At 39.4% G+C, this 26322-nt stretch carries 20 protein-coding genes; 9 read left to right on the forward strand and 11 right to left on the reverse strand.

The genetic code is table 11. From position 1 onward, the window contains the following. Positions 1–7: 7 nt before the first annotated feature. The 4 genes from ABEA36_RS07770 to ABEA36_RS13270 all read right to left on the reverse strand — a co-directional run bounded on the left by ABEA36_RS07770 (position 8) and on the right by ABEA36_RS13270 (position 7634). On the reverse strand, positions 8–2257 hold the full coding sequence (locus ABEA36_RS07770; RefSeq protein WP_425571879.1) for a heavy metal translocating P-type ATPase: 2250 nt from the start codon (positions 2255–2257) through the stop codon (positions 8–10). Positions 2258–2632: 375 nt separating this feature from the next. Further along, positions 2633–3967, reverse strand: a complete 1335-nt coding sequence (locus ABEA36_RS07775) for a replication-associated recombination protein A (RefSeq protein WP_345490576.1) — start codon at positions 3965–3967, stop codon at positions 2633–2635. A gap of 12 nt (positions 3968–3979) precedes the next feature. Then, positions 3980–4573 (reverse strand): outer membrane lipoprotein periplasmic chaperone LolA, encoded by a 594-nt coding sequence (gene lolA / locus ABEA36_RS07780; RefSeq protein ID WP_345490578.1) that lies wholly within the window; start codon positions 4571–4573, stop codon positions 3980–3982. 232 nt (positions 4574–4805) lie between these two features. Next, complete coding sequence (locus ABEA36_RS13270; RefSeq protein WP_425571880.1) at positions 4806–7634, reverse strand: DNA translocase FtsK; 2829 nt, start codon at positions 7632–7634, stop codon at positions 4806–4808. A gap of 577 nt (positions 7635–8211) precedes the next feature. Here ABEA36_RS13270 and aegA point away from each other — a divergent pair. From aegA to fdhF, 3 genes are all read left to right on the forward strand, one after another. Continuing rightward, positions 8212–10269: a formate-dependent uric acid utilization protein AegA gene (gene aegA / locus ABEA36_RS07795; protein WP_345490580.1), complete on the forward strand. Its 2058-nt coding sequence runs from the start codon at positions 8212–8214 to the stop codon at positions 10267–10269. Beyond that, positions 10266–10802: a 4Fe-4S dicluster domain-containing protein gene (locus tag ABEA36_RS07800; protein WP_345490582.1), complete on the forward strand. Its 537-nt coding sequence runs from the start codon at positions 10266–10268 to the stop codon at positions 10800–10802. The genes aegA and ABEA36_RS07800 overlap by 4 nt, the downstream gene beginning before the upstream one ends. An 83-nt stretch (positions 10803–10885) precedes the next feature. Further along, positions 10886–13033 (forward strand): formate dehydrogenase subunit alpha, encoded by a 2148-nt coding sequence (gene fdhF, locus ABEA36_RS07805; RefSeq protein WP_345490584.1) that lies wholly within the window; start codon positions 10886–10888, stop codon positions 13031–13033. A gap of 88 nt (positions 13034–13121) precedes the next feature. On the opposite strand, the gene ABEA36_RS07810 is transcribed toward fdhF, so the two are convergent. Genes ABEA36_RS07810 through ABEA36_RS07825 form a run of 4 tightly spaced genes read right to left on the reverse strand, consistent with a single transcriptional unit; the run spans position 13122 to position 16419 of the window. Beyond that, positions 13122–13565, reverse strand: coding sequence for a GNAT family N-acetyltransferase (locus ABEA36_RS07810; protein ID WP_345490586.1), 444 nt, complete (start codon positions 13563–13565; stop codon positions 13122–13124). Beyond that, a complete protein-coding gene (gene mltG / locus ABEA36_RS07815) occupies positions 13552–14592 on the reverse strand; it encodes an endolytic transglycosylase MltG (RefSeq protein ID WP_345490588.1) in 1041 nt (346 codons plus the stop codon). Before mltG ends, ABEA36_RS07810 begins: the two co-directional genes overlap by 14 nt. A gap of 6 nt (positions 14593–14598) precedes the next feature. Next, positions 14599–15711: an alanine racemase gene (gene alr, locus ABEA36_RS07820; protein ID WP_345490590.1), complete on the reverse strand. Its 1113-nt coding sequence runs from the start codon at positions 15709–15711 to the stop codon at positions 14599–14601. Between the two features lie 21 nt (positions 15712–15732). Continuing rightward, positions 15733–16419, reverse strand: a complete 687-nt coding sequence (locus ABEA36_RS07825) for an inner membrane CreD family protein (RefSeq protein ID WP_345490592.1) — start codon at positions 16417–16419, stop codon at positions 15733–15735. A 276-nt stretch (positions 16420–16695) separates the two neighbouring features. On the opposite strand from ABEA36_RS07825, the gene ABEA36_RS07830 reads away from it, so the two are divergent. Beyond that, a complete protein-coding gene (locus ABEA36_RS07830) occupies positions 16696–17874 on the forward strand; it encodes an aminotransferase-like domain-containing protein (RefSeq protein ID WP_345490594.1) in 1179 nt (392 codons plus the stop codon). 47 nt (positions 17875–17921) lie between these two features. On the opposite strand, the gene ABEA36_RS07835 is transcribed toward ABEA36_RS07830, so the two are convergent. Together ABEA36_RS07835 and ABEA36_RS07840 are read right to left on the reverse strand one after the other, a co-directional pair. Then, entirely contained in the window at positions 17922–19145 is a 1224-nt protein-coding gene (locus ABEA36_RS07835) for an MFS transporter (protein WP_345490596.1), read from the reverse strand. Between the two features lie 34 nt (positions 19146–19179). After that, a complete protein-coding gene (locus tag ABEA36_RS07840) occupies positions 19180–20589 on the reverse strand; it encodes an aminotransferase-like domain-containing protein (protein ID WP_345490598.1) in 1410 nt (469 codons plus the stop codon). 363 nt (positions 20590–20952) lie between these two features. On the opposite strand from ABEA36_RS07840, the gene pdxS reads away from it, so the two are divergent. Continuing rightward, positions 20953–21843 (forward strand): pyridoxal 5'-phosphate synthase lyase subunit PdxS, encoded by an 891-nt coding sequence (pdxS, locus tag ABEA36_RS07845; protein WP_345490600.1) that lies wholly within the window; start codon positions 20953–20955, stop codon positions 21841–21843. Next, positions 21843–22427 carry a pyridoxal 5'-phosphate synthase glutaminase subunit PdxT gene (gene pdxT, locus ABEA36_RS07850; protein WP_345490602.1) on the forward strand — a complete coding sequence of 195 codons (585 nt, stop codon included), beginning with the start codon at positions 21843–21845 and terminating at the stop codon, positions 22425–22427. Before pdxS ends, pdxT begins: the two co-directional genes overlap by 1 nt. Before the next feature lie 45 nt (positions 22428–22472). Here pdxT and copM read toward each other — a convergent pair whose 3' ends face one another. Continuing rightward, positions 22473–22832, reverse strand: a complete 360-nt coding sequence (copM, locus tag ABEA36_RS07855; protein WP_345490604.1) for a CopM family metallochaperone — start codon at positions 22830–22832, stop codon at positions 22473–22475. Positions 22833–23053: 221 nt separating this feature from the next. Here copM and hcp point away from each other — a divergent pair, with 221 nt between their 5' ends. The 3 genes from hcp to nsrR all read left to right on the forward strand — a co-directional run bounded on the left by hcp (position 23054) and on the right by nsrR (position 26307). After that, entirely contained in the window at positions 23054–24724 is a 1671-nt protein-coding gene (gene hcp, locus ABEA36_RS07860; RefSeq protein ID WP_345490606.1) for a hydroxylamine reductase, read from the forward strand. Between the two features lie 65 nt (positions 24725–24789). Beyond that, a complete protein-coding gene (locus ABEA36_RS07865) occupies positions 24790–25815 on the forward strand; it encodes a flavin reductase family protein (RefSeq protein ID WP_345490608.1) in 1026 nt (341 codons plus the stop codon). A 75-nt stretch (positions 25816–25890) separates the two neighbouring features. Further along, positions 25891–26307: a nitric oxide-sensing transcriptional repressor NsrR gene (gene nsrR / locus ABEA36_RS07870; protein ID WP_345490610.1), complete on the forward strand. Its 417-nt coding sequence runs from the start codon at positions 25891–25893 to the stop codon at positions 26305–26307. Positions 26308–26322 lie beyond the last annotated feature (15 nt).

Raw genomic sequence — 26322 nt, forward strand, 5'->3', positions numbered from 1 at the left:
ATTTGTGCTATTTTCGTAATAATCTCAATCCATTTGCAACAACTAATAAGCTTGTCCCTATATCTGCAAATACGGCCATCCACATATTTGTCTCACCAGTAAATGTTAAAATAAAGAACACCGCTTTTACTACCAAGGCAAATACGATATTTTGTACTAATATCGAAAACGTCGCTTTCGATAAACGAACAAATTGTGGAATTTTACGTAAATCATCATCCATTAAAGCCACATCAGCGGTTTCTATCGCTGTATCCGTTCCAATCGCCCCCATGGCAAAACCGATATCCGCTCGGGCAAGCGCAGGTGCATCATTAATGCCATCCCCCACCATACCAACAATACCTGACTGTGCTAATTGATTAACAACATTTAATTTATCTTCAGGTAATAAATTACCTTTAGCCTCAGTGATACCGACTTGTTTTGCAATCACATTCGCAGTATGAACATTATCACCAGTTAACATCACCGTTTTAATGCCTAAACTTTTTAGTTCAGAAATTGCCGTAACACTGCTTTCTTTTATGGTGTCCGCGACAGCAAATATGCCCTGCACACCTTGCGGCTCCATTAGCATAACGACTGTTTTGCCTTGTTGCTCTAATCGATTAATTTGCTGTTCTAAGGATGGCTTGCATACCCCTAACGCTTCTGCCATGCGGTGATTACCTAAATACCATAACTCACCATTAATTTCACCTCGTGTACCCTGCCCTAATATCGCAACAAAATTGCTCACATTCTCGAGTGTAATCTGCTCCATTTGTGCAGACGCTGCAATGGCTTTAGAAACCGGATGATCTGAACGGGCTGCAAGACTTGCCGCAATGTGTTTAACCTGTTGCGGGTCAAGATGACCTATATCAATAAAATCGGTTTGTTTAGGTTTACCGTATGTAATTGTGCCCGTTTTATCTAATGCAAGTGCGGATAATTTGCGTCCTTGTTCAAGGTACATCCCGCCTTTAATTAAAATACCGTATCGCGTCGCCGCGGCTAAACCACTAACAATTGTGACCGGTGTTGAGATAACCAATGCACAAGGGCAAGCAATCACAAGTAAGACCAATGCTTTATAAACCCAATCAAACCAAATACCGTTCATGAATAACGGAGGAATAAGGGCAACACCTAATGCAATGACAAACACCACAGGTGTATACACTTTAGCAAAATTATCAACAAAACGTTGTGTCTGTGCTCTACTGCCTTGAGCAGATTCAACCGCTTTAATAATTCGTGATAAGGTTGATTGCGTTGCCAATGCTGTCACACTATATTCAAATGAACCTGATTCATTGATCGTACCGGCAAATACCGGATCACCAACCGTTTTTTCAATTGGTAAACTTTCGCCCGTGATTGGAGCTTGGTTTATTGTCGACTGGCCGGATATGATTTGGCCATCTAATGCAATACGTTCACCCGGATTGACGCGAACGACATTCCCAACGGTTACCGTTTTAACATCAACTTTAAGCCAATTGCCATCACTTTGCCGTACCATGGCTTGTTCTGGTGTTAAACTCAATAGATTTTTTATTGCATTACGTGCCCTATCCATTGATTTTGCTTCAATCGCTTCAGCTAAAGTAAATAGCACCATAACCATAGAGGCCTCTGGCCATTGCCCAATCACCAATGCGCCTGTAACCGCAAACGACATTAACGCGTTCATATTTAAGTTAAAATTTTTGAGGGCAATCCAGCCTTTTTTATAGGTTGTAAAGCCGCCTAAAACAATCGCTAAAATGGCTAGAGTCAAAACGAGCCAATCCGGTCCAGCAATAAAATGGGTAATTTCTGATGCGAATGCAAATATGCCTGCCGTAACCAATCGTTTCCATTTAATCACAGGCGAATAATTCGCATTTTGTGGTGTATCTGTTGCTAAAATGATTTCAGGTGCCATATCAATCGCAATCAAGGCAGCTTCTATATCCGTTAATGATGCTTGCTGATGATGCACCGTTAACAAACGTTGCATCAAATTAAACTCTAAACCAATAATACCATCCATGTTAGCCAGTTTTTTACGAATCAGCGCTTCTTCGGTTGGGCAATCCATATTATTAATGCGGTACACTGCTTGTGTATCATTACTCACTGGGAGGCGATTGTTATCACTTAAATTTATGCTTACAGCAGTATGACTACAGCATGAGCTTGCATTGTTCGATTCTGAAACGGCGTCATGCTCAGGTGTTTGTGGTGAATCGCAACACGTTGTAGATTGGTGACGATGTTGACTCATAGCTGACCTCATGAAATTAAAGGATTAATGGCTTTGTTAGAAAGACCAACAAAAGCCTTATTTGATAGTTAGCACTTTAAACCCTAAAGTCACTACAAGGTCAACACATTATTTTTATCTGAATAATATTTATCAATAAGCGTGATCTAAATCGATATTAAATAGTCCTAGCATCTTGTTCTCAAACATTTAGTATACAAAATCAGATTTTGGCAAATCGTTTATCAGCAAAGCGCTCACGACTATCAATGGATTGTGAACACATTGCAAAAAAACGAGCCATCCTATGATGACAAGTACAAGTGACATAACAATATTGCAATCGGTCGTCGTTAGCTCGACTTTAATGTAAATCAGCGGTTATAGAATAAATACCTATTTTTTATAGCGTTTTATACTGCTTTTCGCATCTAAATCGGCTAACCAAGTCAGTTTTTCTTTATATTGCCGCTCTGCACCGCGTTCGGTTGGCTGGTAATACTGACGGTCTGCAATTTCTGGTGGGAAATAATTTTCTCCAGCCGCATAAGCATTATCTTCATTATGTGCATAACGGTACTCCTGACCATAGCCCAAACTTTTCATTAGCTTGGTTGGCGCATTGCGTAAATGCTCGGGAACATCATAATCAGGCAAACTTTGTGCGTCTTTCATTGCTTGATTAAAGGCCATATAGACCGCGTTACTTTTTGGTGCACAGGCTAAATATACAATAGCCTGAGCAATAGCACGTTCGCCTTCTGCCGGTCCCACGCGCGTAAAACAATCCCATGCTGACAAGGCTACCTGCATCGCTCTTGGATCGGCATTACCCACATCTTCTGAAGCAATTGCCAGCAAACGACGAGCAACATAAAGAGGATCGCCTCCTGCACTAATAATTCTAGCATACCAGTACAGCGCCGCATCGGGCGCCGAGCCTCGAATCGATTTATGTACAGCTGAAATGAGATCATAATATCGATCGCCTTGATTATCAAAACGCGCACTACGCTCACCAACCACTTCTTTTAACAATTCAGGGGTTAACATTTGATGATCACCAGCCATATCAACCAGCAATTCAAGTGTGTTTAATGCACGTCGCGCATCACCACCAACAAATTGTGCAATCTGTGTTTTGGTATCATCTAATAATTCAAATGAGGTACTACCATAGCCCCGATCTTTATCTCGCATTGCTTGAGTCAGGATCTGCTCAATATCCTGTTCAGTTAATGATTTAAGTAGATAAACTCTAGCGCGTGATAACAGTGCTGAATTCAATTCAAATGAAGGGTTTTCGGTCGTCGCGCCAATAAAGGTTACCGTACCGTCTTCAACAAACGGTAAGAATGCATCTTGTTGGCTTTTATTAAACCGATGTACTTCGTCAACAAATAAGATGGTTCTAAACCCCATTTGTTGATTTTGCTTTGCGCGTTCAACCGCTTCACGAATATCTTTAATCCCTGATGTCACCGCAGACAACCGCTCAACTTTTGCGTGACCATGATGCGCAATAATCTCAGCGAGTGTTGTTTTTCCAGTTCCAGGCGGGCCCCATAAAATCATGGAGTGCAAATGACCCGCTTCTATTGCTTTAGGTAAAGGTTTACCCTCTCCCAACAGATGACTTTGCCCAATATATTCGGACAAAGTCCGCGGACGCATTCTGGCCGCTAAAGGCTTAAATTGTTCGTTAGAGAAATCAAATGAAAACGTCGACATCCTACCTTCCAACTAGCGTTGATCATCCACAGTCACATTATCTGGGATAGTGAATTTAAAATGTTTCATATCAACTTTACCTAATGATTGATGAGACAGTTCATACTGGCTACGTTGACCATCACCTTCAACAATCGTGAAATCAGCAATCATTCCAGTTGGGAGAACACTAATCACAAAATGCTGTGCTGAATTATCATTGGGCGTTAACGTAAAAGTATTTTGTTGCCGAGCAACTTGATATTCATTCCACACCGCATTATGGCTATCGGTAATTAACAGTAATAATCGGTTATCAACAGCTTGCTTTAACGACATGACCGTGACTTGTTCAACCATTGGCATGTAAATCCATAAGTTTTGATTATCTGACAAAATAACGGTTTCATCAGGTTCAGTCATCGTCCAATTGAAATAATTAGGACGATTAACCCATAATTCACCTTTACCTTGCTGAATTAATTGCTTTTCAGCCGTTGTTACCGTTTGTGTAAAGCGTGCAGAAAAGCCATCCACTTTATCCAGACGTTGCTGTAATACCTCTTTCGCATCAGCCCATACTGAGCAAGACACTAATAATCCCAATACTAAAATAAGTTTTTTCACCAAGTACCTGCCCATATCAACGGTTAAATAGACAACTATAATAAAGCAAAATAAATAATTTATCAGCTATTATGAACGTAACAACTGTATAAATAAACATATTTTTATGGTCTAATAACACGAATTGTTAAATTGACTGGGTCGATGCTAAATTCACGATAGATCGATAGATAACACACCTACTTAATCATGATTCAATAAACTCAACTGATTAAGTAGGTGACAATTACGATTAATAATCTTGTCCTGACGGTGGGGCTAATACTTCACGGTTACCATTATGACTTGGCGCACTCACAATACCTTGCGACTCCATCTGTTCAACAATTCTTGCTGCCCTATTATAACCAATTCGGAACTGACGTTGTACCCCTGAAATAGAAGCCCGTCGTTTATCCACCACAAAAGCTACCACTTGGTCAAACAACGGGTCAAGCTCTTCATCACTATTATCAAATCCATCTCCGTCACCATCATCTGAGCTGCTAGTAATATTTTCAATGAATTTGGTAGGAATCCCTCGTGCTTTCCAGTCTTGCACCACACTATGCACTTCTTCATCTCGAACAAATGCACCATGAACACGCACGGGTATCGAACTGTTAGGTGCTAAATAAAGCATATCCCCCATCCCTAATAGGGATTCGGCTCCCATTTGATCTAATATCGTACGTGAGTCAATTTTACTCGACACTGTAAAAGCGATTCGTGTAGGGATGTTTGCTTTAATCAACCCAGTAATAACATCAACCGATGGCCTTTGCGTTGCCAGCACTAAATGAATCCCTGCTGCACGAGCTTTTTGAGCAAGACGAGCAATCAACTCTTCAACTTTTTTCCCGACAGCCATAATGAGATCAGCAAACTCATCGACCATTACCACGATATAAGGTAATTTTTCCAACATCGGCATATCAATATCCATGCTATCACCTGGTCGCCATAATGGATCGGGAATAGGTCGTCCCATCTCTTCTGCTAATTTTATTTTTTCGTTGTAACCAGCAATATTGCGCACGCCTAATGCTGACATTAATCGGTAACGTCTTTCCATTTCGTTAACGCTCCAATTAAGGGCATTGGCAGCATCTTTCATATCGGTCACTACATCGGTCAATAAGTGAGGAATGCCTTCATAAACCGATAACTCGAGCATTTTAGGGTCAATCATAATAAACCGCACATCTTCAGGTTGCGATTTAAATAAAATGCTTAAAATCATGGCATTGACACCAACAGATTTACCTGATCCCGTTGTACCTGCAACCAATAAATGTGGCATTTTGGCTAAATCAGCAACCACGGATTGCCCGGCAATATCTTTGCCAAGAACAACAGTTAACGGTGATTGGGCACCTTTAAATTGAGGACTATCAAGCACTTCCCTAAAGTAGACAGTTTGTCGATGTAAATTAGGTAACTCAATCCCGACATAGGGTTTGCCTGGAATGACTTCAACTACACGTACCGATGGCATTGACAATGAACGTGCTAAATCGCGATCAAGGGTTGAAATACGCGACGCTTTAACACCGGGTGCTAGTTCAATTTCAAAGCGAGTAATGACGGGCCCAGGTAAATAATCGACAACTCGCGCTTTGACTCTAAAGTCAGCTAAACTTTTTTCAATCAAATCCGCCGTTGCTTTAAGTGCAACATGATCAACTTCCACCTGTTTTACTGGTGGTGCTGTTAATAAACTTAAAGACGGTAATGGCGTCGTTGGCTTCTGCACCAACTTATTCTCTTTTTGTAATAAAGGATGAATTAAACTATCGTGGATATTCTCTTTGGTTATTTTATTCACAGGAAGTTCATCTTCAAAATCATCAACAACTTCATCGACATTTGCTGTCACGGAATGTGGCTTCTGCTCATCAACGGCCCCATAACTTCCCACCGGTGCTATCACGTCATCTTCTTCAATTTTGACCATTGCAATGGTTTGCTCATCATCAACAGGCACATGTTCTTCTTTAGCTAATGATAATGGCGAGTAATAGTCTGGATTAATCGTAAAATCATGATGTTGAACGACTGCCTCGTGTTCGACTAATTTAGGTGGCGGATTATTTTCATCAATGACACTCTGTTGTTCATGCTGATGTGAGGCATAAATCGGTTCTTCTTCCTCAGCCATTAGTTGCGTTGACACTTGATGTGTAACCTCTGCAACAGGATCAGGCTGTTCCGCTTGAATGAGTGCACTTTCATGATGCGATAAGTCTGTTGTTGTTACCTGATGTTGCTGTACCTCATGTGAATCCTGCTGATTGTCGTCTTGTAATTCAGAGGTATCTTGTGATGCCTTGATTTGAGATGTTGATGATTCAATCGGAGCCAAATCTTCAACTTCCGCCAGTTCAATATCAAGCTGCCGATTTTGTTCATCATCTTGACGCTGTTTAATTTTATGTGTCGAGCGTTTAAATAACGATACGATGAGGGTCAAAATAGGCGTTGCGATCATCACAACACATGCCCCCACCATTTCGGCAATAAATAACCACGACAGGCCTGTTAATAAGGTAATACAAGCAATACAAATAGCAAACAATAGGACTGAAGCGCCAATATGATTGAAAAAAGGCAATACTTCATCTGCAACAATGTCACCTAAAATGCCACCGGCTTGAAATTGTTCTAAGTCTTGAATATTAAGCGCAAAAAAGCCCGTTGCACTAAATAAAAAAGCTAAAATACCAATTACTCGCAGTGATAAACTGAAATAATTTACTGGCTTATCATTATGGTAGTAATAATGAATCATCGCTTGAACACAAAGCACAACCATCAAAATGGGCACACTATAAGCAACAAATCCAAAAAACTGCAATAATATATCCGATAAATAAGCGCCAACAACCCCGCCCCAATTGCGAATCGGCTCATGCCAAGCGGTTTGTGACCAACCTGGATCGGCGGGATCAAATGAAATAAGTGAAAGTAACAGGTATACTGCGGCCACAGTCACTAACAATAAAAGGACTTCAATTCCAATTTGTCTATTGGTAAATTTCGTTTTTGGGGGTTTCTTTACAGCTGTGTCTGACTTTTTCAAAATACACCTAATTGTTTTTGCTATTCGATGCGCCTAACTTAGGCAAATTATGACAATTTTATCATACATGCAATCAACTTGAAAATGAACGTTATCGGCAAATCTCGATTCCTCTCATTTTTGCTGACTTTCTCCGTGCAACGAATTATGAGCCCATACAATCTCAAATAAGTTATTTAATGCAAAAAAACCAAATAACAATCACTCTCATTTAATATTTATTAACGATTAATACTTGATTATTAATTGCTCAAACAGAGCCTAGCTGTTTAATTTGATCTTTATCAAATTAAACAATTAAACCTAAAAAAATTTAACCATTTTTATAAAATTTGCAAAATAAGTTATTAGCTTTCATATGGTTATTAGTAAGAGATATTAATAATTATTATTTTTTATTTTAAAAAATTCTTTATAATTGATGACAATTTAATCTTCAATTATCAAAAAAATAATAATTACACACGAAGTAATAGTACAAAAATAAGACATACGGATATCAGTAGAAAAGCATCTGTCAATGGACTGACGATTTTCTGCCTGTTGCTGTACGTGTTATTTGATAATTGGAGCAAATATGACGCAATTTATTATCGCTAATCCCCAAACTTGTATTGGGTGCCACGCTTGTGAAGTTGCCTGTGTGTTCACCTATCATCAGGGCCAACATCCTGATATACGTGAGCAATTTCAGCCAAGAATAAAAGTTCACAAAATTACTCAAGGACGCAAAAAAGTCTATACGGCTTTAGCATGTCGTCAATGTGAAAATGCCCCCTGTGTCAGATCATGTCCATCGCATGCACTTAAGCAAGGGCAAGAAAAAGTCTACTTAGATAAATCACTGTGCATTGGCTGTAAGGCATGCGTCGTCGCTTGCCCATTTGGTGCAATCCGTATGGTTGATGAATCGATTGAAGGTTCACTCGGCATCGGTAACAGTGAAGGCGTCTTTAATACGATTGTCGCCCATAAATGCGATCTGTGTGATGGGCGACGTGAAAGCCCAGCTTGTCAAGCTGCCTGCCCTACTGGCTCAATTAAATTGGTCAGTATCGATAAGCTTTATGAACAGCGCATGCAAAAACAACAGCAAACCGCCTTTAGTACAACACAAGATAGAGCGATCACGCGTAAACAAATTTCCCCCTTTACCAGTGAAGAAACACCGTTTGCTAGGTTGATTTCCATTCCCCGATTGGATGCCGAGAAAACGCCATTAGCACAACGTAAAACCACTTACCATGAAATCTATCGTGGGTTTACTAAACAACAAACAGAATTACAAGCATCACGCTGTTTTAGCTGTGGGCCTAATTCAATTTGTGAATGGACATGCCCACTACATAACCGCATTCCCCATTGGATAAAACTGGCAAAAGAAGGCAACATCATTGAGGCCGCAAAACTATCAAATAGTACTAACAGTTTACCTGAAATTACTGGCCGTGTTTGCCCACAAGATAGATTGTGTGAAGGTGCATGTACACTGAAAAACGAAGGTGATGCAGTCACGATTGGTAACATTGAACGTTATGTGACAGAAACAGCGTTCGCTATGGGTTGGCGTCCAGACACGTCTTATGTTGAGTCTACCGGAAAACGTGTCGCCGTGATTGGTGGCGGCCCAGCGGGGCTTGCTTGCGCGGATGTGTTAATCCGAAACGGCATAACACCGGTCGTGTTTGATCGCCATCCTGAAATTGGCGGCATGCTGACCTTTGGTATACCCGCATTTAAACTTGAAAAAACGATTATGGTGCGTCGGCGTGAAATATTTACTGAAATGGGAATTGAATTTCAGCTGAATACCGAAATTGGCAAAGATATCATGATGACCGATTTATTAAATGATTATGATGCCGTATTTGTGGGCATAGGTACCTACGAATCAATGAAGGCAAAACTTGAAAATGAAGATGCTAATGGCGTATATCAGGCATTGCCTTTTTTAACCGCCAATACCAAACAGGTCATGGGGCTAACACAACTGGAGACTGAACCTTATATCGATACCAAAGACAAACGGGTTGTGGTACTCGGCGGCGGTGATACGGCAATGGATTGTTTACGTACATCGATTAGGCAAGGCGCCAAAAGCGCTATTTGTGCCTATCGACGTGATGAAAGCAATATGCCGGGTTCAAAAAAAGAAGTTAAAAATGCCCGTGAAGAAGGTGCTGAATTTATGTTTATGATGCAGCCAATCAAAATAGAGGTAGATGAAAACAATCATGTCATTGGTATTCGTATGGTCAAAACAGAACTTGGCCAACCGGATGCCAAAGGTCGTCGTAGTCCACAACCAATTGAAGGGTCTGAGTTCGTGCTTGAAGCCGACGTGGTGATTGTTGCATTTGGTTTTTTACCGCATGACATCTCATGGCTACGTGCAGAAGGCATTCAATTAACTCGTCGTGGTACGATCGCGGCGATTCCAATCACATACCAAAAATTGGCCTGTCAAACCGACAATCCTAAAATTTTTGCAGGTGGCGATATAGTACGAGGCGCAGATTTAGTTGTTACCGCAATTTCGGATGGTCGAATGGCCGCTAAAAGTATTATGCAGTACTTGAATGTTGCTGAGAATAGTCAATCAAACCAATTAGCCGATATGGAGAAAGCATCATGACAAACCGATTTATTATAGCCGATGCCAATAAATGTATTGGCTGCAAAACATGTGAAATAGCCTGTGTGATGTCACATGCTAATGATATCAATATGACTTCAGATAACTTTAACCCACGTTTACGTGTCATTAAAGGCATGAACGTTACGGTGCCAGTCATGTGTCGACAATGCGATAACGCACCTTGCGCTAATGCATGCCCGACTGATGCGATTATTCGTAAAAATAACAGTATCCAAGTCATTCAAGAACGTTGCATTGGCTGTAAAACCTGCGTCATTGCTTGCCCTTTTGGTGCGATGTCAGTGGTGACGCAAAACTTAGGCTTTGACCAAGCTCGTGGCAGTGAACAGTATCAAACACAAGCCCTAAAATGTGATCTCTGTGCAGAAAACCCTAATGGTCCAGCTTGCGTTTCAGTTTGTCCAACCAAAACCTTAACACTCGTTGAACCGCGTGCTGTTGACAAAATGATTCAAGAAAAACAAAGACGAACAGCCCTTGAGGAAATGAACATTTTTATTCAGCTTTAAAATCAATAATCGAATGTTATGTGCTATGCAAATAGGCACGGCATCAGCTGAATATTCACACCTAATAAACAGAGAGCCAGATTATGAAGAAATCATTAACCGTTTGCCCATATTGTGCTTCAGGCTGCAAAATTAATCTTTTAGTTGAAGATAATAAAATCATTGCTGCAGAAGGTGCTAATGGTGTTACCAACCAAGGTGAGTTATGTCTAAAAGGATATTACGGATGGGATTTTTTAAATGATACACAAATTTTAACCCCACGCCTTAAAACCCCCATGATCCGTCGTCAAAAAGGCGGTAAATTTGAAGCCGTCAGCTGGGATGAAGCGATTGATTATGTCTCACATCGCTTAAGTGATATTAAGCAGCAACATGGGCCTGATGCAATTATGTTAACCGGATCATCACGCGGTACTGGCAATGAGACTAACTATGTCATGCAAAAATTTGCCCGTGCTGTCATCGGTACCAATAACATTGATTGCTGTGCAAGGGTCTGCCACGGTCCTTCTGTTGCTGCCCTACAAGTTACGCTCGGTAACGGCGCGATGAGTAATTCAATTGTCGAACTTGAAGATACAAAATGCCTACTCATTTTTGGTTACAATGCCGCAGACTCCCATCCTATTGTGGCAAGGCGTATCATTAAAGCCAAAGAAAAAGGGGCAAAAATTATTGTGTGTGATCCACGCTACATTGAGACTGCGCGCATTGCGGATATTTGGTTACCACTCAAAAATGGTAGCAATATGGCGTTAGTTAATGCCTTTTTAAATGTGCTCATTAATGAAAACCTCTATAACCAAGAATATGTAGACCGAAATACTGAAGGTTTTGAAGAACTCAAAGCCGTCATTGATAAATATACACCTGAATATGTCGAAGATATCACTGGCTTAAAAGCAAAACAGATTCGCGAAGCCGCCTATATGTACGGTAAATCTTCCGCTGCCACCATTTTATGGGGAATGGGGGTGACACAATGGGGGCAAAGTACAGATGTCATTAAAGGGTTATCCAGTATGGCCTTAATTACTGGAAACCTTGGTAGACCGAACGTTGGTGTGGGGCCGGTACGTGGTCAAAATAATGTACAAGGTGCATGTGATATGGGCGCTACGCCCAAAGATTATCCTGGCTATCAAAAAGTGGCTGATACACATGTACGCAAAAAATTTGCTAAAGCTTGGAAAGTCAAAACATTACCTGAAAATCCAGGCTATACCATCACCGAAGTTCCTCATAAAATTTTAGAAGGTCACGTTAAAGCGTATTACATTATGGGGGAAGACCCACTACAAACTGATCCTGAATTATCAACAATGCGTGAAGCGATCAATAAACTCGACTTTTTGATAGTACAAGATATTTTTATGACGAAAACAGCCGCTGAAGCTGATGTGATTTTACCCGCAACCTCATGGGGAGAGCATGAAGGGGTTTATACCAGTGCGGACAGGGGCTTTCAGTATTTTGAAAAAGCCATTGAACCAACTGGCAATGTCAAAGTTGATTGGCAAATCATTAGCTTAATTGCCACAAAGCTGGGGTATCCAATGCACTACGATAATACCAAACAAATTTGGGATGAATTGCGTATGCTTTGCGATCAATATCAAGGCGCAACCTATGAAAAAATGGCTGATTTAGGTTATGTTCAGTGGCCCTGCCCAAATGAAGATCACCCTGGTTCACAATATTTGTACCATGATAATAAATTTGACCGACCTAATGGCAAAGGCTTATTAGTCAGTGCAGATTGGATCCCGCCAAAGGAGCAATTAAGCGAGGAATTCCCAATGGTATTGTGTACTGTCCGCGAAGTGGGCCATTATTCTTGTCGTTCGATGACAGGCAATTGCCGTCCATTACAAACGTTGGCAGATGAGCCCGGTCATGTACAAATCAATCCTGCTGACGCAAGCCGTTTAGGCATAGAACAAGGGGATTTGGTATATGTTCAATCACGACGTGGTAAGGTCATCACCCGTGCTGACATTACCCCAAGAGCAAACAAAGGTGCAGTATACATGACATATCAATGGTGGATTGGTGCGTGTAATGAGCTGACCTTAGATCACCTTGATCCGGTTTCTCGAACGCCGGAATATAAACACTCAGCCGTGAATGTATTAAAAATCGATGATCAACGTTGGGCAGAGCAACATGTACAAAAATTGTATACAGAACTCAAAGATCGTTTAAAACAGGCAGCTAAAGTCGCATAATTCATCATGACAGAATAAAATAGCCCACTCAATGTGGGCTATTTTTTCGTTAAATTATTGTCATAACCTATAATTATAGTGTAAAAACTCACTGAATGTATTGCATATGCATCAATGGAAATGGATTACCTTGAGCATCTGTTGCGCTGCGCCCTATAAGGGTAAAACCTTGTTTTTGATAAAAAGCGAAACCCGCAGGATTTTGTTCATTCACATCAAGGAATAAAGGGTCATAACGGGTTTTAGCAAAATCAATCAATTGGCGGCCAAAACCTTGTCCTTGATAAGGCTCATCAACAAACAACATTTCAATTTTATGTTCATCAAACCCGATAAAACCGACAATGCGCTGATGATGTTCAATGACCCATAATTCAACGCTACTGAGCCACTGAGTCTTTAACCCATGATAAAGTGTCTGAATATCAAGTTCAGTTAAAAACAGATGGGTTGCTTTAACGGAACGATACCAAATTGATAATATGTCGGGATGATCATTGGATGACGCCCTGAGTATATTATTTTGTATCATTGGTTTTGTTTCTTTCACGCATTAAACGCCAATATTCATCAACGGCTTGCTTATGATGCTTATAATTGGTGGTAAACGTATGCCCACCATATCCATCAGCAACAAAATACAGATAATTTGTTTGTTCCGGATGCGCAGCCGCTTTTAGCGAAGCTAAACTGGGCATCGTAATCGGTGTTGGTGGCAAGCCCGCAATCACATAAGTATTATAGGGGTTGTCTTTATTCCGTAGATCTTTACTCAGTAAGCGTCCATTGTAACTATCGCCCATGCCATATATTACAGTTGGATCTGTTTGCAGTTGCATTTTGTATTTTAAGCGGTTAACAAAAACAGATGAAACTTTACTGCGTTCAGCATCCACACCCGTTTCTTTTTCAATGATCGATGCCATAATGAGTAGTTCATACGGTGTTTTATACGGTAAACCCTCATCACGTTCATCCCAAACGGTTTGCAGTGCTGTTTGCATTTTTTGATAAGCACGCTTTAAAATGGCTACGTCTGAGGTATTCATCGTGTAATGATACGTATCGGGATATAACCATCCCTCAATAGAGGTATCAATACCGAGTTGTTGGCTGATTTCAGCTAATGACAGACCACTGAGTTTACGCTCAATATCTGGGGCTGCTTCCAGCGCACTAATCCACTCCTTTGCTTGTTTACCTTCAACAAATTGAATCGCAAATTGCACTTCTTTACCACTCACGAGCAGTTGTAAAAATTGCTCTACGGTCATCGTTGGTGATAAAACATAAGTACCCGATTTAATCTCTCGCAAAGTTGGATTGAGTTTCATCAGATAAGGGATTAAATATGCATCGTCAACAAGTGCTTGTTGCTCGACTTGTTTAACAAAGTGGCTAACGGAAGTACCACGTTTTAAAGTAAAAATTTGGTCAGGTTGTTCTAAGTGAATAGGCTTTTGTGCAAAATTTTGCAAATACCAATACGCGGAACCAATGACACCACTGAGAAGCAGCATCAATACCAGTAAACCATAAATAAAGCATTTCTTTTTCATAAATGATTAATCAACATAATGTAATTTAGCGCGTTCTGTTAGGCGCGTTAAGAGTTCATAAGCACTCATCCCGGAATGTGCTGCAATTTTTTCAACAGGGAGTGATTCATTCCCCCAAAAAACAACTTCATCGCCGGCTTGCACTTGGGTATCTGGCCCTAAATCAATCAAGATCATATCCATTGCAACACGCCCGACAATAGGTACTAATCGTCCGTTCACCCAGACTTGAGTATCTGGCAAAATATCTCTTGGATAACCATCACCATATCCCATTGCCACCACACCAAGTAGCGTATCGCGAGCACTTTGCCATATCAGTCCATAACCCACTGATTCCCCTTTTTTATGTTCACGTACCGTGATAATTTCTGATTTCAGCGTCATGGCAGGCTGTAAACCGAAATCAACACCGGTCGCTTTACCCTCTTCATTATAGTTAAATGGAGATACACCATATAATGCAATACCCGGGCGGATAATATCCCGATGAGACGCTGGCCAAGCTAAAATACCACCAGACGCAGCAATCGATTGTTTACCAACGATAGAACAGTCTGCAACAGAATCAATAAACTGATCAAATTTAGCAAGTTGTTGCAAAGTTTGTTCGGAGTTTAGCACATCTGCTGAGCTAAAATGGCTCATGACATTAATCGGTTTTTGTATTGCTTGGCACTGTGCTAATTGTGTAAAGTAGGACAATGCATTATCACAACGAAACCCTAAACGATGCATCCCTGTATCAAGTTTAAACCAGACTTTTAAAGAGGTAGGTAATGCTATTTCAGTCAATTTTGCCAATTGTTCAGGGCAGTGAATAACTGTTTCAAGTTCATAATCAAGCAACAATTGAATATTATCGTGTAGGAAAAATCCTTCGAGTAACAAGATGGGCGATTTAACACCAATTTTTCTTAATTCGATGCCTTCTTCTAAACGAGCCACACCAAAATAATCAACACGATCGTCTAACACACTGGCCAGTTTTTCTTTTCCATGCGAATACGCATTGGCTTTTACAATTGCCATAACTTGACTTGCTGGACTTAATTGTTTGAGTAATGCCACATTATGGCATAACGCACCTAAACTGACTTCAATTGTCGCAATTGACATATTCTTCTCAACTTATATTTATTAATTTAGTTTTTTAGCGCCGCCTTTGACTCGCTCAGCTGGCGCATTCCAGTCAATATGACGTGTCATGATGATAACCACGACAAAAGCAACGACTAAACAAATCGCACCATACATTAAAATATTATCGATTTCACTGACCAAATAAAATGCCAATGTGTAAATCATTAATAAACCAATACCAAATACTGTACCTGCAACGACATTCCTTAGTGCGCTTGTTACATAACCCGACAATAATAAAGCAAAAATAATCGCTGGAATGAAAAACGCAAAACCGGGTTGGACATAACGTGCAAATACTAATTCGACTAAGTAAAATAACACCAATCCAACACCCACTAGCAGATAGCTTACCAAACTTAATCGTGATGAATTTATTACATCAATAACCAGCAACCATAGAAACACTAGGCCTAACGTCAATGGTGCACTTTGTAGATGATTGAGCGCAAATTGATAACGGCTTTTTAAATCTATCATCGGTTGGGTGGTCGATTGCCCCTGCACGGAATCCATTAATCCTGAAAGGTAATTTGCGGATTGCGCAGCCAAATGATTCAAGGTTGATTGTTCATTGATGACAGCTTGGGCATAGTGTTGCATAAAATAAAACGGGACCAGTGAGACTAAAATAAGTATCACAATAAACAGTACTTTCCAGATCACTTTGATTCGATTTTCCATTCTTTCATCTCTATTGATTATCATATTTTTGTTTTATACCGCTCACATCATCACGTTATTGGACGAAAGGCATGTTTACGGTGTCGATCTTTGGTATGGTTTTTTATGTTGAAGATCATCATCAGATTGTTTACCGAATATATTGATACCATCCCCGATGTTACCTAACTGGCACAAAATACAATTATCTATTCTAATTTTTGTTTTTAATAATGACAAACAAATTTGCAAGTATTATATTTGTATTCTTAAAATAAAAATTCTAAGGTATTTATCATGTCATCATCTATGTGGCAATTTTCTAAGCGTGCTGCCGCACTAAAAAGTTCAGCAATCAGAGAAATTCTTAAAGTAACAGAGCTTCCTCATGTGATTTCATTTGCTGGAGGGTTGCCTTCACCAGACACCTTCCCGGTTAAAAAGATCAAACAAGCAGTAGATGATATCATGAACAGTGATGAGGCCTTTAGCGCTTTACAATACGGTCCTACAGAAGGATATAAACCATTACGTCAATGGGTCGTAAACTTAATTAACCAACGCGAACAGACTAACCTAACCACAGATAATGTTTTGATTGTTACAGGTTCACAGCAAGCACTTGATTTGATTGGTAAGGCCCTGATTGACAAGGGAACTAAAGTCCTGGTTGAAACCCCAACCTATTTAGGTGGCTTACAGACATTTACCCAGTATGAACCTGAATACGTATCCATTGCCAGCGACGAACACGGTCTTAATCCTGATGAATTAAGCGATAGTGTTGCTCAATCAGCCAGTTTTCTTTATACCATCCCGAATTTCCAAAACCCAACGGGAAGACGCTTATCAGCTGAAAGACGTAAAAAATTAGCCGATAAAGCAAAAGCCAATCAATTACTCATGATTGAAGATGACCCTTACGGGGAATTGGATTATCAAGGACATCGTTTACCAAGCCTACTTAGCTTTGCGCCCGATAATACCGTTTACCTGGGTTCATTTTCTAAAATTTTAGCACCCGGTATGCGTTTAGGTTATGTTGTTGGTCCTGCAGATTTTATTCGCAAATTAGTCCAATTAAAACAAGCTGCTGATTTACATACACCAAGTTACACACAGCATATTGCCTACCACGTGATCAAAGATGGCTATTTAGGTGATCATATTCCTAAAATTCGTGAATTATACAAAACACGTTGTCAATTTATGTTAGAACAACTTGAAAAATACATGCCTAAATCAGTACGTTGGACAAAACCAGAGGGAGGGATGTTTATTTGGGTGGTATTACCAGAACACATTGATACGACGACATTACTCGCTGAAGCAGTCAAAAATAACGTGGCGTTCGTGCCTGGGGAATCGTTTTTCGCGACTCATCCACAAAAGAACTGTTTACGTTTAGCCTTTGTTACCGTACCTGAAGAACGAATTGAGCAAGGTATTAAAATTTTAGCTGATTTGATTAAGTAATTGCAGCCCTTCAACGTGGTTAATAACGACGTTGAAGGATGACTTCACTAATCAAGTAATCTTTGCTGTTTGGTTTCTTGACCCAGCACGATAACCGCAATAATAGCAATGAATAGTGATATCGCAAACACCATAAAAATGGTCGAAATCGCAAATCCTGCTGTTACCATTGACCCAACCATTAAAGGCCCGAGTATTCCCCCAATCCGCCCTATCGACGCTGCCATACCCGCCCCGGTTGCACGAATATGCGTGGCATATTGCTCGGGCGTATAAGCATACATGGCCCCCCATGCACCTAAATTGAAGAAAGACAATAAGACGCCAAACAATAATAAACTTTCTGTCGTTTGAGCCATACCAAACAAATAAGCGCTCATTAAGGTACCCAATAAATAACTGGCTAAAATCCACTTACGCCCAACACGCTCAATTAACCAAGCGACAGTAAAATAGCCAGGTAATTGCGCGAGCGTCATAATAAGCATATAACCAAAACTTTGGACCAAGCTAAAGCCTTTAAGCATCATCACATTCGGTAACCATAAAAACATCCCATAATATGAGAACACCACACAAAACCATAAAATCCAAAGCATCAATGTACTTTTTCGATAGGATTTTTGCCATAACATTTGGATTTTTAGCCAAATCGATTCGCTTTTAGCTGACTGATTTAACACATGATAACAAGGAGAATCAGCGAGATTAAAACGTAAATAGAGCGCATAAAAAGCAGGAATTGCACTTAACAACATCACACCCCGCCAACCAATTGCAGGCAACGGAATTAAGAAATAAGCAATAAAAGCAGCTAAAATCCACCCTAATGCCCAAAAACTTTCAAGTAACACAATAACGCGACCACGAATTTCAGCAGGGACACTTTCGCTAACTAAAGTCGAGGCAACGGGTAATTCGCCACCCAATCCCATACCAATGAAAAAACGAAGTACCAGTAAACTGCCTAATCCCCAGGCAAAAGCGCTTAGCCCACTTGCAATACTGAACATCAATAAGGTGATAATGAATGCAGATTTGCGCCCTTTTTTATCAGCATAAAGACCAAAAACAAATGCACCAACAGCCATCCCAATCGAGTTAATACTGCCAATTAATCCTAATTGTTGAGCTGAAAGATGCCAGTCAACTTTTAACGCAGCTAAAATAAAAGCCAATAGACCAATATCCATGGCATCAAATAGCCAACCCGTTCCGGCAATCAAAAGTAATTTATGACTTGATGTGACTCGACAATTAAATTTTTCCATGTTTGTATGATATATAAAACAAAGAGTTTGTATATCAAAGCAGATTTCCTAAAAAATGTCCATAGCTTAATCTAATATTTCCAATTGAATCTCCAAAATTTTCACCTTTAGCCACAAGAATAGATTTTGCTAACCATATATTTAAAAACTCATCAAATTGTTTATTATTTTTAACATTAAGGTGTGCATACAAATGAAACCCACCCTGTGGCACACAATAAGTAATCTGACTTGGATAGTGGGCATTGAGCTGCTCAATCAATTGATCTCGTTTTATTTTTAATTGATGTCGTAAAACGTCTTGATGGTATTGATAGTGATGTTGTAAATAGTCCTCAGCCAATAATTGAGGCAAAATACTTAACCCCGAATCAATATGTTGCCTAATTTCAGCCAAACGCTGAATAATCTTGGTAGGGGCAACCATCCAACCGATTCGAATACTTTTCCCTATATATTTAGATAATGATCCCAGATAGATCACTTGATTATGATTATCAACTTTTTTTATTGGGTGATAATTGACCTGTGAATCAAAATAGAGTGCACTATAAGCATCGTCTTCAACAATACCAATGCATGCTTGATAGCAAAAAGATAACACCGCTTGCTTCCTGCGTTCACTCATCACAGTACCCGTAGGGTTTTGAAACACCGGATTTAAAAAAATCCATTTTAAATGAAAGGTGTCATGTGTTTTTTGTAAATCATCAATAACAATCCCTTCATGATCCATTTTGATACCATAGATACGCACCCCCGCAGCCTGAAAAAGCGGTAATGAATAAAAATATGAAGGCGCTTCAACCCCAATTGCATCGCCGGGCTTCAGTAGCCCTTGCGTAATTAAGAACAATGCTTGTTGAGTACCCGATGTAATTAATATTTCGTCTTGACTCACCGACATATTAAATTGTTGCTGCATATAGTTTGCGATGTGTGACTTAAGTGATGGTAATCCAGTTTGTAGCATATCACTGTTTTTTTCTTGATAAACAAGCTCCTGCGAAGTCATTTCAGGCAACGTCAATTTAGGCATTAAGCTAACAGGCAAGTCACCATTGGCAAGATCGCAAAGTGGCTGTTGTTTAGCAATAGCTTGGTCTTTTCGTTGTTGTGTTTTTTGCTGATAAACGGAATATGTTTTATTAAAATTAGTCGGCAAATGCCAATTAATGGTAGGATAAACTTGTAATCCCCATTTTTTTGCATTCACAAATGTACCACTGCCTCGTTTCCTGACTAAAATACCGCGTTCCGTTAATTGATCCAATGCATGAACAACCGTTGATCGGTTAATCTGTAATTTTTTGGCCAGTTCACGCTCTGCTGGTAATTTTTCATCAGGAATCAGTAAACCTTGCTCAATGTGTTTTTCGATCAGTGCAATTAACTTTTTAAATAGTACACCATCAAACTGGTTTAATTGTTGTTGAGTCCACATAATTCGCCTAATGTTTAATAATGTAATGTTTAAAGGCTACTGACTAAGCCAGCCTATGCCCTTCGCGATTTTCTGAGGCAATGTAATCAGCCATAATAACGTTGTGAAGCTGATTTAGCATGGTCTAGTCGAGATGATTTGAAAACACAGTAATTGATTGTACAAGCGACGGATAAACAAAAAATTATTATGTAGCAATCTAATTTATGCATCACCGGGTCAATTTGCTCCCCGATTTAAAGTATTTTCGTCAACTATCATACAAAATTGGATGGTATAAAAATAGTCCAATTGGCTGTTTTTTTGCTTTAATTATTTTTCCATAATAACCAAGTCGAATAGAAACTGGATTTGGAGAGAAAAATGAATAATAAAACATTAGGTTCACAAACGGTAAAACGCGGGATGGCACAAATGCAAAAAGGTGGCGTGATTATGGACGTTATCAATGCAGAACAAGCTCGAATTGCTGAACAAGCAGGAGCCGTTGCGGTTATGGCTCTTGAACGTGTGCCATCAGACATCCGTGCAGCAGGTGGCGTTGCAAGAATGGCAGATCCAACGATCGTCGAAGACGTCATGAATGCCGTTTCAATCCCAGTCATGGCAAAAGCCCGAATTGGTCATATTGTCGAAGCTCGCGTACTGGAAGCAATGGGTGTTGATTACATTGATGAAAGTGAAGTATTAACGCCTGCTGATGAACAATATCACTTATTAAAAAATGAATTTGTTGTCCCTTTTGTATGCGGTTGTCGTGACTTAGGTGAAGCGTTACGTCGTATTGGTGAAGGCGCTTCAATGCTAAGAACTAAAGGTGAACCAGGTACGGGAAATATTGTTGAAGCCGTCAGACATATGCGTAAAGTTAATGAACAAATTCGTATTGTAACAAGTAAAAATAATGATGAGCTAATGACTTACGCTAAAGAGATCGGCGCTCCTTATGAACTTGTTTTACAAATTAAAAGTTTAGGAACACTCCCTGTGGTTAACTTTGCAGCAGGCGGTATCGCCACACCCGCTGATGCCGCATTAATGATGCAACTTGGTGCTGACGGAGTATTTGTTGGTTCTGGTATCTTTAAATCAGATAATCCTGAAAAATTTGCAAAAGCAATTGTACAAGCAACGACACATTTTGATGATTACCCGCGTATTGTTGAATTATCCAAAAACTTGGGTAGTGCAATGAAAGGGATTGAAATCAGTAAACTTGCAGATTCCGAGCGTATGCAAGATCGAGGTTGGTAATGAAACGGATCGGGGTTTTAAATCTACAAGGTGCGGTTAGCGAACATTTAACCATGTTAGCTAAACTAGATAACGTTAAACCAATACTAGTGAAACAACCGGATGAGATTCAATCGTTAGATGGCTTAATTATTCCTGGCGGTGAATCGACCGCTATTAGCCGATTAATTAAAGAAAATGGCCTGTATGACCCCATCAAACAGTTAGCAAAATCGGGTAAAGGCATTTTTGGTACCTGTGCCGGATTAGTCTTATGTGCTAAAACAACAACACACATTACTCAGGCCGATCGAACGGTAATGCCATTAGCACTGATTGATATTGTGGTCGAACGTAATGGATTTGGACGTCAAGTGGATAGTTTTGAAACGAATCTGGATATTGTAAACATTGGTCAGCACATTCCGGCTGTTTTTATTCGAGCCCCTTACATCGAATCGTTTGCAGGTAATGTCACACCACTTGCTTATATTGATGATCATTGTGTGATGGCTGAGTCTGATAATATTTTAGTTTGTTCGTTTCATCCAGAGCTGACTGGCGATGCAAGAATTATGCAGTATTTCGTTGATAAATTTTGTTAACACTAAAACAGGCTATTACTAGCCTGTTTTTCATTAAAAGATCAACTATTTGGCTTGGTGTTTTTCAAGCCACTGTTTCATAAATTCAATTTCTTTTTCTTGGGCCTTGATCACTTCTTCAGCTAACGCTTTAATCTCAGGATCTTTACCATATTTCAATTCAATTTTAGCCATATCAATCGCCCCTTGATGATGTGGGATCATTCCTTTCACAAACGCAACATCAGGATCTTGTGACATCACACCATCCATCATCGGTTTATGCATATCATCCATGGCTTTCATATACTCAACTGTCATAGTATTCGCATTTTGCTTAACAGCATGATGATCTGTTTCAGCGAGGGCATTTTGAGCAGATAAAACAAAAACAATTGAACACGCCGTTAACATAATTTTTTTCATAACACATCTCCAATATTTGATGTAACACTGCTTTTAATTGTAAAGATTTTTTCCAACAAAATCTGTTAACAATCATTATCTTTGGTTAAATATTATGTAAATTTTAATGTTGTTTCAAAATCATTTTGCTTTTTAAATCTTAAACATGTATTTTATATATATGTTTTAAGCATAATAAGATTTATATCAATAAACAATAAATAATAATTAAAGGAGCAATGATGTTTTGTATTCAATGTGAGCAAACTATAACAACGCCTGCATCTAAAGGATGTAGCTATGCACAAGGCATGTGTGGTAAAACGGCTGAAGTATCCGATCTGCAAGATGTTTTAGTCGCAGCATTACAACGTGTTTCGTTTTGGGCTTCAATCTGCCACCAATACCAAATTATAGATCGTGATATTGACCGTTGGTCTTTTCAAACGTTTTTTTCGACATTAACCAATGTTAATTTTGATCCTGAACGAATGTTAAATTACATTCAACAAGCTGAAATCAATAGTCAAAAGCTTGAACAATTAGCGAAAGCTGCTGTGTTACAAGCAAATCATACCTTACCTTCGCTGACTTATTGCGCACAAATTCGTTATCCAAACAGTAAAGAAGAGCTATTAAAAATGGCACCGCATGTCATCCTTAATCGGGGTAAAGGTGAAGTGAGTGAGGATATCATCGGCTTGCGTCTCCTTGCTTTGTATGGTTTAAAAGGTGCCGCTGCATATATGGAACATGCCGCTGTATTAGGTCAATTTAATGACCAAATTTGTACTGAATACCATCGCATTATGAACATATTAGGTGATAATCCAACGGATCTTAATCAATTACTGACATTATCAATGGACATTGGTACATTAAATTATCAAGTCATGGCAATGCTTGATAATGGTGAAACCAATACATTTGGACATCCGACACCAACTCAAGTGAATACAAAGCCGATTGCTGGTAAGTGTATTTTGGTTTCTGGACATGATTTTCATGATCTACGTTTAATTTTAGAACAGACCGAAGGCACTGGGATCAACATTTATACTCATGGCGAAATGCTACCAGCCCACGCTTATCCAGAATTAAAAAAATTCTCTCACTTAGTTGGTAACTTTGGTAGTGCATGGCAAAATCAGCAAAGCGAATTTGCTAAATTTCCGGGCGCGGTAATTATGACGTCAAATTGCATCATTAACCCGTTTGTTGGTCAATATGCCGACCGTATTTTTACCCGCAGTATTGTCGGCTGGCCTGGCGTTACCCACCTTGAAGGTGATGATTTAAGTCAGGTTGTCGATGCAGCACTCGCTCAACCAGGATTTCAGCATACTGAATTAGAACATTATATTACAATTGGTTTTGCACGTAATACTTTAATGAATGTCGCGCCAACTGTTGTGGAACAAATCAAAGCTGGCAATATCAAACACTTCTTTCTTATTGGGGGTTGTGATGGAAGTAAAGGTGAACGTCATTATTACACCGATATGGCAAATCAAGTGCCACAAGATAGTGTCATTCTTACCTTAGGCTGTGGTAAGTATCGATTCAATAAACAAAATTTTGGTGATATCAATGGTATCCCACGTTTACTCGATATTGGTCAATGTAATGATGCCTATTCCGCAATTCAATTAGCACTTGCCTTAGCCGAAACCTTTAATTGCAGCGTCAATGAATTACCCCTTACGCTGGTTCTCTCTTGGTTTGAACAAAAAGCGATCGTGATTTTATTAACGCTTTTAGCACTGGGTGTTAAAGGCATTTATACCGGACCAACGATGCCGGGGTTTTTAACCGATAATTTGATTCATATTTTACAAGAAAAATTTGATTTACGCGCCACCACTGACGCGACTGATGATTTAACAAAAATTTTAGCGCCAAAAGCCGCTTAATCATCGTTAAGTTCAATGTAGCCCTTATTTTATAAGGGCTTACAATAATAAGTTAAGGTCAAACCATGTCATTTAAAACGACTTCTTTAGTACTGATTAAGCGTCACGCAGAAACCGAGGATACGGAAAGTTTTTATTTTCAAACGAAAGAAGCCTCACCACTTAATTTTAAACCTGGTCAGTTTATTTTACTCAGCGTGACAATTAATAATACAACGCAAGTACGAGCTTACTCAATCAGCTCTCAGCCAAATAACCAAATTATTCAATTAACCATTAAACGAGTAAACAATGGACTTGTCTCTAATTGGTTAATTGATCATCTTCAACCTAACCAAGAAGTATTGGTACAAGATATTGCGGGAGAATTTAATATTATCGACCGTCCTTATCGACAAAAAATACTCTTCATCAGTGCGGGATGCGGTATTACACCAGTCTTTTCAATGGCCAATTATTTATTAAACCATCAAAGCGATATAGAAATAGACTTTTTACACTGTGCAAAAGATGAAGATAACATTATTTATGATGCTAAACTGCCACAATTAGCCGAATTAAACACGCAATTTCATTATCATTTACGTTTAAAAAAACGTATCAGTACGCAGGCACTTGACTGTTCATCGGTTGGTCGTGTGACACCTGAATTTTTAAGCGCGAACTATAATCGCATACAACAATACACGATCTTTTTGTGTGGCTCGCAGCGCTTTATGCAAGACATTACGCAATCACTCAATACATTGGGCTTTGATATGGCCCATTTCTATCATGAAAGCTTTCATGTTGAGTCAACTAACGCAACTCACATAAATTCTCATCCTTCTGTCACCGTTAGTATACCCAGCTTTGATTTTGAACAAACCGTCCCTTACGATGAAAATTTACTTCATATTCTTGAGTCAGGGCAATTGCCGATTATTGGCGCATGCCGCGCCGGTGTTTGTGGTTCTTGCAAGTGTAAAATAGAACATGGTGAAGTCGAATCAACGAGTACCGCCACATTGACGCCACAAGAAATCGAACAAGGTTATCGGTTGGCCTGTTCAAGTAAGGTTAAAACAGATGTGCGAGTTTCCCTATTTTAAGTAAGGTTAAGTTGATTTATTGGTGATTTTACTATAATGTACGCCCTTTAATCATCTCAATAATGCGGAGAAAAAGTGCAGTTATCAAGTTTTACCGATTACGGTATTCGTGTGCTTATTTATTTATCGGCGCTTAAAGAAGATGAGCTAACCAATATCACAACGGTTAGTGAGCATTATAACATTTCAAGAAACCACCTTGTAAAAGTTGTCCATAAACTTGGGCAACTTGGTTATGTAGAAACGATACAAGGTAAACATGGTGGCATTAAACTCAAGCGTCCCGCAGAACTCATTAATGTTGGTTTAGTCATTAGAGCACTTGAGCCTTTAGAAATATTAAATTGTAGTATTTCTTTTTGTCACATCAGCCCGGCATGTCGTTTGAAAAAATACCTCGTCGACGCGAAAGAGGCTTTCTTAAAAGAACTTGAAAAATATACCATTTACGATCTCGTCAATGATAATCCGAAATTAATTGATCTTTTATAACGTCTCTAAAATTTC

The organism is Orbus sasakiae, assembly GCF_039542345.1.
GTDB classification, from domain to species: Bacteria; Pseudomonadota; Gammaproteobacteria; order Enterobacterales; family Orbaceae; genus Orbus; species Orbus sasakiae.

Excerpts from the sequence above, each read along its gene's own strand:
- ABEA36_RS07770 (WP_425571879.1), bottom strand. The coding sequence starts at position 2,257 with ATGAGTCAACATCGTCACCAATCTACAACGTGTTGCGATTCACCACAA.
- ABEA36_RS07775 (WP_345490576.1), bottom strand. The coding sequence starts at position 3,967 with ATGTCGACGTTTTCATTTGATTTCTCTAACGAACAATTTAAGCCTTTA.
- aegA (WP_345490580.1), top strand. The coding sequence starts at position 8,212 with ATGACGCAATTTATTATCGCTAATCCCCAAACTTGTATTGGGTGCCAC.
- ABEA36_RS07800 (WP_345490582.1), top strand. The coding sequence starts at position 10,266 with ATGACAAACCGATTTATTATAGCCGATGCCAATAAATGTATTGGCTGC.
- fdhF (WP_345490584.1), top strand. The coding sequence starts at position 10,886 with ATGAAGAAATCATTAACCGTTTGCCCATATTGTGCTTCAGGCTGCAAA.
- ABEA36_RS07810 (WP_345490586.1), bottom strand. The coding sequence starts at position 13,565 with ATGATACAAAATAATATACTCAGGGCGTCATCCAATGATCATCCCGAC.
- mltG (WP_345490588.1), bottom strand. The coding sequence starts at position 14,592 with ATGAAAAAGAAATGCTTTATTTATGGTTTACTGGTATTGATGCTGCTT.
- alr (WP_345490590.1), bottom strand. The coding sequence starts at position 15,711 with ATGTCAATTGCGACAATTGAAGTCAGTTTAGGTGCGTTATGCCATAAT.
- ABEA36_RS07825 (WP_345490592.1), bottom strand. The coding sequence starts at position 16,419 with ATGGAAAATCGAATCAAAGTGATCTGGAAAGTACTGTTTATTGTGATA.
- ABEA36_RS07830 (WP_345490594.1), top strand. The coding sequence starts at position 16,696 with ATGTCATCATCTATGTGGCAATTTTCTAAGCGTGCTGCCGCACTAAAA.
- ABEA36_RS07835 (WP_345490596.1), bottom strand. The coding sequence starts at position 19,145 with ATGGAAAAATTTAATTGTCGAGTCACATCAAGTCATAAATTACTTTTG.
- ABEA36_RS07840 (WP_345490598.1), bottom strand. The coding sequence starts at position 20,589 with ATGTGGACTCAACAACAATTAAACCAGTTTGATGGTGTACTATTTAAA.
- pdxS (WP_345490600.1), top strand. The coding sequence starts at position 20,953 with ATGAATAATAAAACATTAGGTTCACAAACGGTAAAACGCGGGATGGCA.
- pdxT (WP_345490602.1), top strand. The coding sequence starts at position 21,843 with ATGAAACGGATCGGGGTTTTAAATCTACAAGGTGCGGTTAGCGAACAT.
- copM (WP_345490604.1), bottom strand. The coding sequence starts at position 22,832 with ATGAAAAAAATTATGTTAACGGCGTGTTCAATTGTTTTTGTTTTATCT.
- hcp (WP_345490606.1), top strand. The coding sequence starts at position 23,054 with ATGTTTTGTATTCAATGTGAGCAAACTATAACAACGCCTGCATCTAAA.
- ABEA36_RS07865 (WP_345490608.1), top strand. The coding sequence starts at position 24,790 with ATGTCATTTAAAACGACTTCTTTAGTACTGATTAAGCGTCACGCAGAA.